This is a genomic window from Streptomyces sp. NPDC001617, from assembly GCF_053596855.1.
This window is the reverse complement of record NZ_JBSFHA010000153.1, coordinates 1-12320: the sequence shown is the minus strand read 5'-3', so window position 1 is coordinate 12320 and position 12320 is coordinate 1. Positions and strand designations below refer to the sequence as shown.

The following is a 12320-nucleotide window of genomic DNA, read 5'->3' as shown; positions in this document are numbered from 1 at the left end:
GGTGGGAGCGGGGGAAGGGACCGTGCCCCCTCTACATACGGATTCAGCCCGCGGCTGCGACCCCTTGACCCCCAGTCAAGTGCGCTACCAAGCTGCGCCACGTCCCGGTGCGCTCTCGCGGTGAACCGCGTGATCACGCAGGTCAACCTTACCGTACGTGCGCCGGTGCGTGCGTCGGCCCGGCGGCGGGGCCGGCCCGGTGGGGTGCGGACCGGCCCGTGCGGGTCAGCCGCGCGCCGCCGGCCCGACCGCTTCCGGCTCGGTGTGCGCCGGGTCGTCCGCCGCGCGGGCCGGACCGGTGGGGCGCCCGGTGCGGGCCGCAGGCACGAGCAGAGCGGCCAGTGCGGCGGCCAGGCAGAGCACCGCCAGCAGGGCGAAGCCGTGGGTGTAGCCGGATTCGTACGGCAGGCCGGACGGCTGGAGCCGACCGGTGACCAGGACGCTGGTCACGGCGGCGCCGATGGAGCCGCCGATGGTGCGGATGTTGGCGTTCATGCCGGTCGCGGCGCCGGTCTGGTCGGCCGGGACGCTGCCGACGATCAGGTTGGCCATGGAGGCGAAGGCCAGTCCGATGCCGAGGCCGAACAGGCCCGAGACCACGGCGACTTGCCACTGCGCGGCGTGCCACAGGGCGAGGAAGCCGAGGGCGACGGCGCCGAGCGCGGCACCGGTCGTCAGAAGCACCTTGGCGCCGATCACGGGCCCCAGGCGGCCGCTGAGGATGCCGGAGACGAACATCGCCACCAGCATCGGGAGCATCAGCAGCCCGGAGGCCGTGACGCTCGCGCCGAAGCCGTATCCGGCGGAACTCGGCGTCTGGACGAAGCCGGGCAGGAAGGACCACAGGGCGTACATGCCGGCGCCGAACAGCAGGGCCGCGGTGTTGGTGGTCCACACGGCCGGCAGCCGCATCACGCGCAGGTCGATGAGCGGGGTGCGGGAGCGGGCCTCGGCCAGCAGCCACAGGGCGAACAGCGCCACAGCCAGGGCGAACAGACCGATCACCCGGGCCGAGCCCCAGCCCCACTTGCCCGCCTGGCTCAGCGGCAGCAGCAGCGCAACCAGCCAGGCCGACAGCAGACCCGCCCCGAGCCAACTCACGCTGCCCTCCGCCCTGTTGGACGACTCCGGGACATAGCGCAGGGCGATCAGGACGGTGGCCGCGACGACACCGACAGGGATCCAGAAGAGCCAGCGGTAGTCGAGGGCGGACACGATCGGTCCGGCCGCCACGATGCCGACGCCGCCACCCGCGGCGATCACGGCGGACAGGTTGCTGATGCTGCCGGGGACCCGGGACGGGGCGAACTCGTCCCGGATGATGCCGAAGGAGAGCGGGAAGAGCGCGCCGCCCACGCCCTGCACGACCCGGGCGATGATCAACACCCCTATGTTGGGGGCGAGTGCGGCGAGCAGACAGCCCGCCAGCACGACGAGCAGGACGGCGACAAGGGTGCGCTTCTTGCCGGCCAGGTCGCCGACGCGGCCGAGGATCGGGGTGAAGACGGAGGCGGACAGCAGGTAGGCCGTCATCACCCAGGTCACGGTGGACTGGGAGGTGTGCAGCGCGTGCTGGACGGTCGGCAGGGCCGGCGCGATCAGCGACTGCAGCATGGCGAACACACCGGCGCCGGTCGCGAGGACCGCGAAGGTGAGACGGGTGGACTTGCGGGGCATGAAAAGGCCTCTCCGAACGAACGGGGTGCGGCCGAGGTTCTCGGGCCACGGTCGTACGGGCCAGGTCCGCCCGGTGGGCGGTTCCGGGCACGCCGACGGCCGCGGTGAGCGGTCGCGGAAAGGTACGGGGCGCCTCGCACTGCTAAAGTGGAGGCATACCTCCACTGTAGCGGAGGTGTACCTCCGGTTCAACCCGTACCGCCCCGGGAGGCAGCAGTGCCGGCTCAGCCGTTCCCCGTCCGCGAGATCGTGGCGTCCCGCCGACCGCACCGGAAGGACGCGGCGCGCAACTACGACGCCCTACTGGCCGCGGCGCGCGAGGCCTTCGCCGAGCTCGGCGCCGACGCGTCCCTGGAGGACATCGCGCGCCGCGCGGGAGTGGGCATCGGCACGCTGTACCGGAACTTCCCGTCCCGCCGTGAGCTGTTCGAGAGCGTGTACGCGGAGGATGTCAACGAGCTCGTCCGGGTGGCCGAGGAGGTCGCCGGGCTGGAACCGTGGGAGGCGGTCACCTCCTGGCTGGCCAGGTTCACCGGCTACATGGTGACCAAGCGGGCCGTCCGCGAGGCCCTCGACGGCGAGTCCGAGATCTTCGACGCCTGCCGGGACTCGCTCTACGCCGCGGGCGGTCCACTGCTCGAGCGGGCGCAGGAGGCGGGCGAGGCACGCAAGGACATGGACATCGGTGATCTGCTGCGCCTGGTCTCGGGTGTCACCGGGACGACCTTCGTCGACGACGCACAGCGGGACCGGGTGCTGGCGATCGCACTGGACGGGGTGCGGGCACGCTGATCCGGCGGAGATCTAGCCAGTTCTTGCGTGACTCAAGTAACTTGGCCGCCATGTCCCTCCTGGCGCGGCCGAGCGTGGCCGCTTTCATCGCCAAGACGATGCAGCGCATGACGCGGCTCGCCGACCGGCGCCTCTCCGGTCGCGGCTCGGCCGCAGCCTCACACGCCCGCTTCCCCGAATTCCCGCGCACGGTCAGCGAGTTGACGATCCCCACGTCGATCGCCCCGGCTCGGATCACGGTCTACCGGCCCGCGGCCGAGGGGAGTCCTCCCGTCCACGTCAACTTCCACGGCGGCGGCTACGTCATGACGCTGACGGAGCTGGACGACCCTCTGTGCCGCCTCCTCGCCGCCGAGGCGGGAGTGGTCGTGATCAACGTGGACTACGTCGTCGCGCCCCAGTATCCGTTTCCGGCTCCGCCCCGGCAGGCGTACGAGGTGGTTCGCTGGGTCGCCGAGCACGGCGAGGAGAACGGCTGGGACGGGAGTCGGCTGACCGTCGGCGGGCAGAGTGCCGGGGGCGGGCTGGCGGCGGCTGTGGCGCGGCAGGCGCTGGAGGAGGACGGGCCGTCGGTCGCCCTGCAGGTGCTGCACTACCCGCCGCTGGATCTGGCGACGGACATCAGGGACAAGCGTGCCGCCGTCGCCAAGCCCTCGCTGCGACCCTGGATGGGTGACGTCTTCGACACGTCGTACGTCCCCGACGTGCGGATGCGCGGGGATCGGCTCGTCTCGCCGGGCCATCCGTCCGACACGGCGGATCTGAAGGGCATCGCACCGGCTCTGGTGATCACCGCCGAGTACGACGTGCTCAAGGGGGAGGCCGTGAGGTACGCCGACCGGCTGCGGATGGCGGGAGCGCTGGTGGAGCACCATGATGTGGCCGGGGTGGACCACGGATACGACACCACGGACGACGAACGGGCCAGGCGCACTTACACCCTGATCGCGGATCACATCCGACGGGCCGTCAACACCGAAGCGCCCGAGAACGGTTGAACATCGCTCGGCAGCGTTCTCGACGGTACAACCGTGTGCCGGCAGCTCGCCCCCACGGACAGGACACGACAGTAGGGTCCTTCCCATGCGACTGACGGTTCTCGGCGGCTGTGGCGCCTGGCCCACCGCGGACCAGGCCTGCAGCGGCTATCTCGTCGAGTACGAGGGTTTCCGGCTGCTCCTGGATCCCGGATACGCCACTCTGCCGCGCCTGTTGAGGCATCTGACCATGGACGCGGTCGACGCGGTGCTGGTCAGCCACGGCCATCCCGACCACTGCGCGGACCTCAACCCCCTTCTGCGCGCACGGGCGTTGAGGGACGAGGACCTGCCGCCGGCTCTGCCGGTGTACGCCCCGCACGGAGCGCTGGACGCGGTACTGGCCCTGGACCGGCCGGGCATGCTCGCCGCGGCGTATCGCCTCCACGAGTTCCGTCCCGGTGAGCCGCTGGAGATCGGCCCGTTCAGCGTCGACACGCTGCTGCTGCCGCACTTCGTGCCCAACGCGGGCATCCGGCTGAAGACACCCGACGGTGTGCTCGCCTTCACCGGCGACACCGGCCCGAGTCCGGACATCCCGCGCCTCGCCGAGGGCGCGGATGTGCTGCTGTCGGACGCGACCTACGTCCGCCGGGTCCCGAGCCCCAACGCGCAGTACCTGCTCACCGCGGAGCTGGCCGGGCGATACGCCCGACAGGCGGGCGCTGCAAGGCTGTTGCTGACCCATCTGTGGCCGGGGACGGACAGGGCCACGGCGCTTCGGGCCGCCGGTGAGGGTTTCTCGAGGTCCGTCGGCGTCGCCGTACCGGATCTCGTCGTGGACCTGTGAGCCCTCAGAGGGCCGCCACCGCTTCCACGATCACCTCGGCGACCCGCGCGGGCTGTTCCACCAGGAGCGCGTGCCCGGCGTCCGGCACCGTGACCATCCGGATGTGCGGGCAGGCCTCGAGCCCCGCCCGTTCGTCGTCCGTCAGGCCGATCTCGTCGTGGTCGCCACGGACGACCCAGGCCGGCACGGCGGCCTCGCACAGCCGGGCGACCAGCGAGGGATGCCGGCCCAGGTACGCGTAGTACCGGCGCAGGATCCGGCGGCAGGTCGTCGGGTCGTTGGAGCGCATCTCCTGCGCCAGCGCGTCGGCGCGCTCCGGCGGCAACTGGGACTTCATGGCCGACGGCAGCATTTTGATCATCCCCGACCACGCGGCCGACCCGAGCCCCGGCACCCGTCCGAGCACGTCCATCACGCCCAGGAACTTCGCCTCGTCCCCGCGCGAGAAGGTCGGTGACAGCAGCACCAGCGGCCCGGAGTACAGTCCGGCGGCCGCCATCTCCATCGCCACGTTCGCCCCGAGGCTGTGGCCGACGACCACATCGCAGCCGGTGTCGGCGGCGAACCGTGCCATCAGCTCCGCGTAGTGCTCCATGCCCACGTCCTCGGGCGCCGGCGTCCCGGCGAACCCCGGCAGCGTCGCCGCCACCATGCCGAGGTCCGCGAGCGCGGGCTCGGCCATCACATCGGCGTAGAACTCGGTCGAGCAGAGCCCACCCGGGATCATCAACGCCCGATGCGGGGCGCCGTCCGGTCCCGCACGCCGGACGTCCCAACGATCGACACTCATACAACGAGCGTGACGCCGGAGACGCTCGATCGCATCCCCCGCCGAGACGCCGGCTGCCGTCGCTCAGTGTGCGGCGACCAGGTTCTGCTCGGTGTCGGCCGGTGTGCCCGTCTTCGGGATGCGCAGGGCCGCGATGCCGATGAAGACCATGGACGAGACTCCTGCGAGGGCGAAGGCGGTGAAGCCCCAGTCGCCGTGGCCGGCGGCGAGGAGCTGACCGCCGAGCCAGGGGCCGAAGACGGCGCCGAAGCGGCCCATGCCGGAGGTCCAGCCGACGGCTGTGGCCCGGTTGTCGGGCGTTGAACGGATCGAGACCGTCGCATAGATCATCGTCTGGGCGCTGTTCAGGAACACGCCCGTCAGGAAGACGACCAGCGTGGTCACGCCCGTCGACATGTGGACGCTGAGCAGGTAGACGCCCGCGGCGGTCAGCGCGAACCAGATCGCCGAGATGCGCGGGGCGCCGAACCGGTCGGCCGCGCGGCCCGCGACCAGCATGCCCACGATGCCGCCGAGGTTGAAGACGACGACGAAGGTGAGGGCGTTGGTGAGCTCGTAGCCCTCGGTGCGCATCAGGGTGGGCAGCCAGGTGGCGACGCCGTAGACCAGCAGCAGGCCGCCGAACGAAGCGAACCAGTACAGCAGGGTCTGACTCCACTCGCCGCCCCGGAAGAGGTTGACCAGGGCGTCCCAGCGGTCGGCCGCCGTCTTCCGGCCGGCCGCCGCGGGCAGCTCGACGTCGTGGCGGGCGGCGAGCGCCTGCGCCTCGTCCGCGCGCCCCTTGGCGACCAGGAAGCTCAGCGACTCCGGCAGGAACTTGGCCAGCAGCGGGGCGAACAGCAGCGGCGCCACGCAGACCCAGAACGCCGCGCGCCAGCCGACCGGGTCGACCAGCCACTTCGCGACGTACGCGGAGAGGATGCCGCCCGCGTGGTGCGCGGTCATCAGCATGCCGATGACGATGGCGCCGCGCCCGCGCGGGGCGTAGTCGGAGACCATGCTGATCGCGGTCGGCAGCAGTCCGCCGAGGCCCACGCCCGCCAGGGTCCGGCCGAGGCCGAAGACCGCGACGCTGCCCGATATCGCGCAGATGCCGGAGGCCAGCGAGAAAACGGTCACGCAGACCACCATCAGCTTCTTGCGGCCGATCCGGTCCGCGACGGTGCCCGCGGTCAGGGCGCCGACCAGCATGCCGAAGGTGGCGTAGGAGCCGAGGTCGCCGGCCTGGTCGGCGGTGAGCCCGAAGGTCTTCGTCTCCAGCAGGTGCGGCAGCACGGAGCCGTAGATGAACATGTCGAGGCCGTCGAAGAGCACGGCCAGCCAGCACAGACCGACGACCAGGAGGGCCAGTCCGCTGATGCGAGCGGACGGGGAGGAGGGGGAGGAGGACATCTTTGTTTTCCTCTCGTGGAACAGGGTGCCCCGACGCTAAGGATCGACAGGCAGATTCGTCAACATTTTTGTCAACAATCTCATCGACAATCCAGTGGCCGACTACGGCACGCCGGGGCGAGAGGCTGTCAGGCGACCGGAGGCGTCCCGTGGGTATGGAACGACTCGATGGTCTTCAGGCCCCAGGCCTGCCCCTTCTTCCGCTCCTCCTCGGTCCAGGTGATCAGCGGCCAGTCGGGCGCGAGCACGAGGCGGGTGAGCGGGTTGCACAGTTCGATACGGTTGCCGCCGGGCTCGTAGACGTACAGGAAGAACGTCTGCTGGATGGCGTGCTTGTGCGGGCCCGTCTCGATGAACACACCGGTGTCGATGGCGAGATCGGCCGCGCGCAGGATGTCCTCGCGGGTGTCGGTCGCGAAGGCGATGTGGTGCAGCCGGCCGGCCGAACCGGTCCAGTCCTCGGTGTAGACGACGTCGTACGACTTGTTCGTGTACGTCAGCCAACGCGCCGCGATCCGACCCGAGTTGAGCTGGATCTGCTCGGTCGGCCGAGCGCCGAGCACACGCTCCTGGAACTCCGCGTTGGCGAGCACGTCCGCCGCGAGGAAGTTGATGTGGTCCAGGCGGCGGACGCCGACTCCCCTGTTGGGCTTGGCCTGTGGCTGGTTCTTCAGCGCCGGCCGCAGTCCCTCGGGGGCCTGGTAGTGCTCGCTCTCCCAGTACAGGGCGTGTTCGTGGCCGTCCGGATCGGTCGTCAAGTACAGCTTTCCGAGGCCGGGTTCGTCCTCGACCCACTTCCCGGTGCCCCCCGATTCCTCAATTGCCCTGATACGGCGGTGCAGTGCCTCCTCGCTGGACGTGCGCAGGGCGAGCCGACCGAGGCCGGGTTGCGCGCGGGCGGTGAGGACCAGGCTGTGGTGCTCGTAGTCGTCGAAGGTCCGCAGATGGACCGAGTCGCCGTCCTGGCCGTTGACCGTGAGGCCCAGGTAGTCGGTGAAGAAGGCGACGCTGGCGTCCAGGTCCGGGGTGAAGAGCTGGGCGTGGCCGATGTGGGCGATGTCGCCGAGCGGCGGAGTCATCGTTGACCTCCTTGGGGTTGCGGGGGGATCGGAGCCGTCTCGGCGGTTCGGGGGAAGACGGTGCCGTCGAAGATCTTGCGGGCCGTGCGGACCACGGCGGTGCGGCGGGCGGAGGGCAGGCCTTCGGGGGTGGCCCCGAGGCTGCTTTCTATGTCCAGGAAGCCGGTGGGGTGTTCGATGCGGATACGGTCGCTGCCGGCTTCGATCTCGGCCAGTTCCGCGCCCACGGCACCCTCGATCCGCAGTCCGGCGGCCACACCGGCCGCGCCGAGCACGCCGATCGACGGGTGACAGCGGACCGGGATGAAGGTGCGGGTGGTGATCGCGCCGCCGTCGCGGGGCGCGGCGAGCAGGGTGAGCTTGGGCACGGTGGTGTCGGAGACGTCACCGAGACCCATCAGACGGCCGGCTTCGAGGCGGATCTCGCGCAGCCGGTCGGCGAGCGCGAGGTCCTCCTCCAGGTCCTTGGGCGCCTCGTAGCCGGTGACCTTGAGGGAGGCGGCTTCGATGAGGACCGTGGGCATGCCGTTGTCGACGCAGGTGACGGACACACCGCCGATCACGTCACGGACGTTCCCGGTGGGCAGCAACTTCCCTGTCCCGGCCGGGAATTCGATGACCACGGGCGCGGCCGCCCCGGGTACCCCCGAGATCTCGGCGTCTCCCGTGTAGTCGACGCGCCCGCCCGGGGTGGGGAAGGTCGCCGTGGCGAGGTCACCGCTGTTGACCATGCGGATGCGGACGGAGGTCGTCTCCTCCCCCGCCGGGACCAGCCCTCGCTCGACGGCGAACGGGCCGATGCCCGCGAGGATGTTCCCGCAGTTCTGACGGTCGCTCACTTCGGGCCGGTCGACGACGACTTGGAGGAAGAGGTAGTCGACGTCGGCGTCGGGATCCGCGGAGGGCGAGACCACGGCCACCTTGCTGGTGAGCGGGTGGGCGCCGCCCAGACCGTCGATCTGCCGCTCGTCCGGGCTGCCCATCACCCGCAGCAGCAGCTCGTCGCGGGCGGCCGGATCGGCGGGCAGGTCCTCGGCCAGGAAGTAGGCGCCCTTGGAGGTGCCGCCGCGCATCAGCAGGCAGCGCACCCCCTCGGGCCCGGTCACGACCCGTCCCCCGTGTACTCGTCGTACGTCCTGTACACGACGCCGAGCCGCTTGAGGGTGTCCCGCAGTCCGTAGCGGTCCAGGCCGAGTTGGCCGTCGAGGAAGGCGGCACGGGTGGCGGCCTCCTTGGCCTCGCGGGCCGCGGACTTCTCGGCCGTCTCACGGGCGCGCTCGCGCGGTACGACCACGACACCGTCGTCGTCGGCGAGGATCACGTCGCCGGGACGGATCATCCGGCCGTCGACGGCGATCGGCACGTTGACCGAGCCGCCGGTGGCCTTCACCGTGCCCTGCGCGGAGACGGTCCGGGACCAGGCGGCGAAGCCCATGTCCCGCAGCTCCTGGGTGTCGCGGATGCCGGTGTTGAGGACGGCCCCGCGTACGCCACGCTGCCGGAGCGCGGTCGCGAACAGCTCGCCGAACAGACCGTCCGTGCAGGGCGAGGTGGTGGTGACGACCAGGATGTCGCCCTCGCCGCACTGCTCGACGGCCGCGTGGATCATGAGGTTGTCACCGGGCCAGCTGAGCACGGTGATGGCGGTTCCCGCGACGCGTACGCCTTGCTGGACGGGCCGGATCTCCGGTCCCAGCAGGCCCGTTCGGCCCATGGCCTCACTGACGGTGGCCACCCCGAACCCGGCGAGCGCCTCGACGTCCTTCGCCTCCGCCTTGGGCGGGTTGGTGACGATGACGCCGCTCATGCCAGCTCCTTCGCGATCTGCGGGAACGGCCGCATGTACGCCTCGGCCATGGTGGTGTGCGCCAGGCCCAGGTTCGGGCCGGCGTTCCGCTTGAGCTGGACGCCACGGCGTACGGCGAGGTCGGTGTAGTAGGCCCAGAGGTGCTGCTGGGCACCCAGGCACTCCATGGCCTTGCGCTTGGTGTCCCAGACCTCGGTGATGTCGAGGAGGACCTCGGGCCTGAAGCCGCTCATCTCGGGCTGGTGGGGCTCGAAGTAGAAGACCGGCGGGGCGCCGATGATGTCGCCCTCGCCCGGGTAGCCGATGGCCTGGGCGAGGATACGGGCCTCCAGGGCCATGCGGTTGGCGGCCGGATGGTCGCCGTTGTACGGGTCGTCGGTCGGGTGGGTGAGCACGACGTCGGGCTGCGTCTCGCGGTAGACGGCGACGAGTCGGTCGGTCAGCTCGGCACTCGCGACCAGCGGATAGTCGCCGGCGTCGAAGAAGTGGACCTCGGCGCCCAGGGTGGCGGCGGCACGCTCGGCCTCGTCCCGGCGTATCGCCTTGATCTCGTCCAGCTGCTTGCCCTCGCGCCACGCCTTGGCCGACTCGCCGCGCTCGCCGAAGGTGAGGCAGGCGATGGTGACCTTCTCCCCGCGGGAGGCGGCCAGGGCGATGGCACCGCCCGCCCGCCACACGAAGTCCCCGGCGTGCGCGGTGACGACCAGGGTGGAACGTGGCGGGGTGGCGGGCGCGTTGGCCTGGGTCATGCTGCAATCTCCTTGATGGACAGGTGGGCGCCCGCCCCGCACAACCATGATCAGTCGCGCAGCGCCTCGATCACGCTGGTGAGGTGGGCGCGGACGGCCGCCTCGGCCGCCTGCGGGTCCCTGGCCCTGATCGCCTCGATCATCGCCAGGTGCTCGTGCAGGGAGTGCTGCGGACGCCCGGGCCTGAGGGCCAACTGGAAGCGGTGGCGCACCAGTTGGGCATTGAGTCGCTCCAGCAGTTCGACGGCCGTCCGCTGGCCGGAGAACTCGCGCACCTTGGCGTGCAGTTCCTGGTTGAGCTCGGAGTAGGTCACCGGCTCACCGTCGGCCACGGCCTTGGTCATCGCCGTGCCCAGCTCCGTCAGCTCGGCGAGCTGCTCGTCGCCGGCCGCGACGGCCGCCTTCGCCGCGCAGAGCCCTTCGAGGACCATGCGGCACTCGGTGATGGCGACCGCCTCCTCGACGGTCACCACCCGCACCCGCGAGCCGCGGTTGCGGATCCGCTCGACGAGGCCCTGGGCCTCCAGATCGATGAGCGCCGCGCGGATGCTGGCCCGTGTCACACCGAACTGCTCGGCGAGTTCGTTCTCCACCAGCCGCTGCGCCGGTGCCATCTCGCCGTGCAGGATCGCCTGCCGCAGCTGCGCGAGCGCATGCTGTTTGGCCTGCTCCCCGGTGCTCGGACGGGCTTCTTTCGGCATTTGCCCTCCCTGACTGAGTGCCTGTCGAACCTAAATCTAGCCAAACAAGATTGTCAACAATTTTGTCTGCCGTATTGCGGGCATGATCAACTCCGATACCGGCGGGCCGCACCCCGAAACGCGAAACGGGCCCACTCCCCCCGAGGGGAGGCGGGCCCGGCAGGCACACGGGAGCCGGTCAGGCGGCCGGTGACGTGGGCAGAGGGTCCTCGGCATGGGCCACGAAGTCGTCCACCAACCGATGGAAGAGTGCGGCGAGTCGCTCCAGATCCTCCCCCGACCAGTCGGCGAGGGCCACCCGCAGGCCCTGACGGCCGGCCTCACGGACACGCTCGACCGCACTCAGACCGAGGGCGGTGATCTGGACGCGCTGGGCACGCCGGTCGTCGGGATCGGCGATGCGGACGACATATCCCTCCTGCTCCAACTGCCGCAGCTGGCGCGTGACGTGGGAGGCCTCGACCGACAGGCGCACCGCGAGCACCCCGGGACGCAACGGCTCACTCTCGGCGATGTGCCGCAGGATGGCGACGGCGGCCCGGTCCAGCGGCAGTTCGGCCGTCGCCATCAGACGCTCATGCTGCCGGGCCCGGCCGGCCAGGTACGTGACCCGGGTGAGCGCCTGCTCGATGTCGCTCACGTTTCCCGGGACGGACGCTGAGGCGGTGCATTGCGCGGACATGTACTCGAGAGTAGGTCTACTTGCCTGACTTAAGCAATATGCAGATGCTTGCTTGACTTAAGTAACTCCAATGTGCTTGCCTAAGTCAAGCAAGCCGAACAGCAACCAGACCGGGGCCGCGTCGAGCGGAGGCGGCCCCCGCGCGCCGGCTCCGTGGGGACGGGGAACGGCGCGGTCACCGGGTCCGGCCGCCGGGAAACTCCCCCACTCGGCGCCGGACCCGGTGACACCTCCACACGTCCGGTCGGGTCAGTGCCCCGCCTCGCCCGTCGAGGCGGGAGCGAGCCCGGCAACACCTGTATCGACACTCCCCCAGCCAGAAAGCGAGCCTCCCGATGGCCACCATGAAGTCCGTCAAGACCGGCGACCGGAACCACATCGACCTGGTCGACGTCGAGCGTCCGGTGCCGGGACCGAAGGACGTGCTGATGAAGATCCGGGCCTGTGGGATCTGCGGCACGGACACCTTCTTCCTGCACATCGGCGGCATGCCCGCCGGCGCCGACGGCTCCATGCGGTCGATCCCGCTGGGCCACGAGCCGGCCGGTGAGGTCGTCGAGGTGGGCGCCGAGGTCAGCGGCCTGAAGGTGGGCGACCGGGTGGTGGTCAACCCGCAGGGCGTGCCGTCCGGGATCATCGGGTGCGGCGGCGAGCACGGCGCGATGAGCGAGTACCTGCTGCTGGAGGACGCCGAGGTCGGCCGGACCGTCGCCGTCTTCCCGGACACCGTGCCCTTCGACGTGGCGTCACTGAACGAGCCGATGGCGGTCGCCCGGCACTGCGTCAACCGCTCCGAGGCCAAGCCGTCCGACAAGGTGGTCGTC

13 protein-coding genes are annotated in these 12320 nt (G+C 70.7%); 4 read left to right on the top strand and 9 right to left on the bottom strand.

From position 1 onward, the window contains the following. Positions 1 to 225: 225 nt before the first annotated feature. A complete protein-coding gene (locus ACWC09_RS51180) occupies positions 226 to 1677 on the bottom strand; it encodes an MFS transporter (RefSeq protein ID WP_450859035.1) in 1452 nt (483 codons plus the stop codon). 216 nt (positions 1678 to 1893) lie between these two features. On the opposite strand from ACWC09_RS51180, the gene ACWC09_RS51175 reads away from it, so the two are divergent. The 3 genes from ACWC09_RS51175 (at position 1894) to ACWC09_RS51165 (ending at position 4296) form a co-directional block, all read left to right on the top strand. After that, the gene (locus ACWC09_RS51175) at positions 1894 to 2469 is read left to right on the top strand and encodes a TetR/AcrR family transcriptional regulator (RefSeq protein ID WP_450859033.1); all 576 of its coding nucleotides are present in this window, start codon (positions 1894 to 1896) and stop codon (positions 2467 to 2469) included. A 50-nt stretch (positions 2470 to 2519) separates the two neighbouring features. Then, positions 2520 to 3467 carry an alpha/beta hydrolase fold domain-containing protein gene (locus tag ACWC09_RS51170; RefSeq protein WP_450859031.1) on the top strand — a complete coding sequence of 316 codons (948 nt, stop codon included), beginning with the start codon at positions 2520 to 2522 and terminating at the stop codon, positions 3465 to 3467. An 85-nt stretch (positions 3468 to 3552) separates the two neighbouring features. Then, positions 3553 to 4296 (top strand): MBL fold metallo-hydrolase, encoded by a 744-nt coding sequence (locus tag ACWC09_RS51165; protein ID WP_450859029.1) that lies wholly within the window; start codon positions 3553 to 3555, stop codon positions 4294 to 4296. 4 nt (positions 4297 to 4300) lie between these two features. On the opposite strand, the gene ACWC09_RS51160 is transcribed toward ACWC09_RS51165, so the two are convergent. From ACWC09_RS51160 to ACWC09_RS51125, 8 genes are all read right to left on the bottom strand, one after another. Further along, positions 4301 to 5086 carry an alpha/beta fold hydrolase gene (locus ACWC09_RS51160; protein WP_450859027.1) on the bottom strand — a complete coding sequence of 262 codons (786 nt, stop codon included), beginning with the start codon at positions 5084 to 5086 and terminating at the stop codon, positions 4301 to 4303. Positions 5087 to 5149: 63 nt separating this feature from the next. Continuing rightward, the gene (locus ACWC09_RS51155; protein ID WP_450859026.1) at positions 5150 to 6478 is read right to left on the bottom strand and encodes an MFS transporter; all 1329 of its coding nucleotides are present in this window, start codon (positions 6476 to 6478) and stop codon (positions 5150 to 5152) included. A gap of 128 nt (positions 6479 to 6606) precedes the next feature. Then, the gene (locus tag ACWC09_RS51150) at positions 6607 to 7557 is read right to left on the bottom strand and encodes a VOC family protein (RefSeq protein ID WP_450859024.1); all 951 of its coding nucleotides are present in this window, start codon (positions 7555 to 7557) and stop codon (positions 6607 to 6609) included. Beyond that, positions 7554 to 8663 (bottom strand): 4-oxalomesaconate tautomerase, encoded by a 1110-nt coding sequence (locus tag ACWC09_RS51145; protein ID WP_450859022.1) that lies wholly within the window; start codon positions 8661 to 8663, stop codon positions 7554 to 7556. The genes ACWC09_RS51150 and ACWC09_RS51145 overlap by 4 nt, the downstream gene beginning before the upstream one ends. Beyond that, positions 8660 to 9364 (bottom strand): 4-carboxy-4-hydroxy-2-oxoadipate aldolase/oxaloacetate decarboxylase, encoded by a 705-nt coding sequence (locus ACWC09_RS51140; protein ID WP_450859021.1) that lies wholly within the window; start codon positions 9362 to 9364, stop codon positions 8660 to 8662. The genes ACWC09_RS51145 and ACWC09_RS51140 overlap by 4 nt, the downstream gene beginning before the upstream one ends. After that, a complete protein-coding gene (locus ACWC09_RS51135; RefSeq protein WP_450859019.1) occupies positions 9361 to 10113 on the bottom strand; it encodes a PIG-L deacetylase family protein in 753 nt (250 codons plus the stop codon). The genes ACWC09_RS51140 and ACWC09_RS51135 overlap by 4 nt, the downstream gene beginning before the upstream one ends. Before the next feature lie 50 nt (positions 10114 to 10163). Then, positions 10164 to 10814 (bottom strand): GntR family transcriptional regulator, encoded by a 651-nt coding sequence (locus ACWC09_RS51130; protein WP_450859018.1) that lies wholly within the window; start codon positions 10812 to 10814, stop codon positions 10164 to 10166. 178 nt (positions 10815 to 10992) lie between these two features. Further along, positions 10993 to 11496 carry a MarR family winged helix-turn-helix transcriptional regulator gene (locus ACWC09_RS51125; protein WP_450859016.1) on the bottom strand — a complete coding sequence of 168 codons (504 nt, stop codon included), beginning with the start codon at positions 11494 to 11496 and terminating at the stop codon, positions 10993 to 10995. Between the two features lie 335 nt (positions 11497 to 11831). Between ACWC09_RS51125 and ACWC09_RS51120 the strand changes: the two genes are divergently transcribed. Continuing rightward, positions 11832 to 12320 (top strand): alcohol dehydrogenase catalytic domain-containing protein (locus ACWC09_RS51120; RefSeq protein ID WP_450859015.1); only part of this gene is annotated, 489 nt, incomplete at its 3' end.

Coding starts and splice junctions, on each gene's coding strand:
- ACWC09_RS51180 (WP_450859035.1), bottom strand. CDS start 1,677: ATGCCCCGCAAGTCCACCCGTCTCACCTTCGCGGTCCTCGCGACCGGC.
- ACWC09_RS51170 (WP_450859031.1), top strand. CDS start 2,520: ATGTCCCTCCTGGCGCGGCCGAGCGTGGCCGCTTTCATCGCCAAGACG.
- ACWC09_RS51165 (WP_450859029.1), top strand. CDS start 3,553: ATGCGACTGACGGTTCTCGGCGGCTGTGGCGCCTGGCCCACCGCGGAC.
- ACWC09_RS51160 (WP_450859027.1), bottom strand. CDS start 5,086: ATGAGTGTCGATCGTTGGGACGTCCGGCGTGCGGGACCGGACGGCGCC.
- ACWC09_RS51155 (WP_450859026.1), bottom strand. CDS start 6,478: ATGTCCTCCTCCCCCTCCTCCCCGTCCGCTCGCATCAGCGGACTGGCC.
- ACWC09_RS51150 (WP_450859024.1), bottom strand. CDS start 7,557: ATGACTCCGCCGCTCGGCGACATCGCCCACATCGGCCACGCCCAGCTC.
- ACWC09_RS51140 (WP_450859021.1), bottom strand. CDS start 9,364: ATGAGCGGCGTCATCGTCACCAACCCGCCCAAGGCGGAGGCGAAGGAC.
- ACWC09_RS51135 (WP_450859019.1), bottom strand. CDS start 10,113: ATGACCCAGGCCAACGCGCCCGCCACCCCGCCACGTTCCACCCTGGTC.
- ACWC09_RS51130 (WP_450859018.1), bottom strand. CDS start 10,814: ATGCCGAAAGAAGCCCGTCCGAGCACCGGGGAGCAGGCCAAACAGCAT.
- ACWC09_RS51125 (WP_450859016.1), bottom strand. CDS start 11,496: ATGTCCGCGCAATGCACCGCCTCAGCGTCCGTCCCGGGAAACGTGAGC.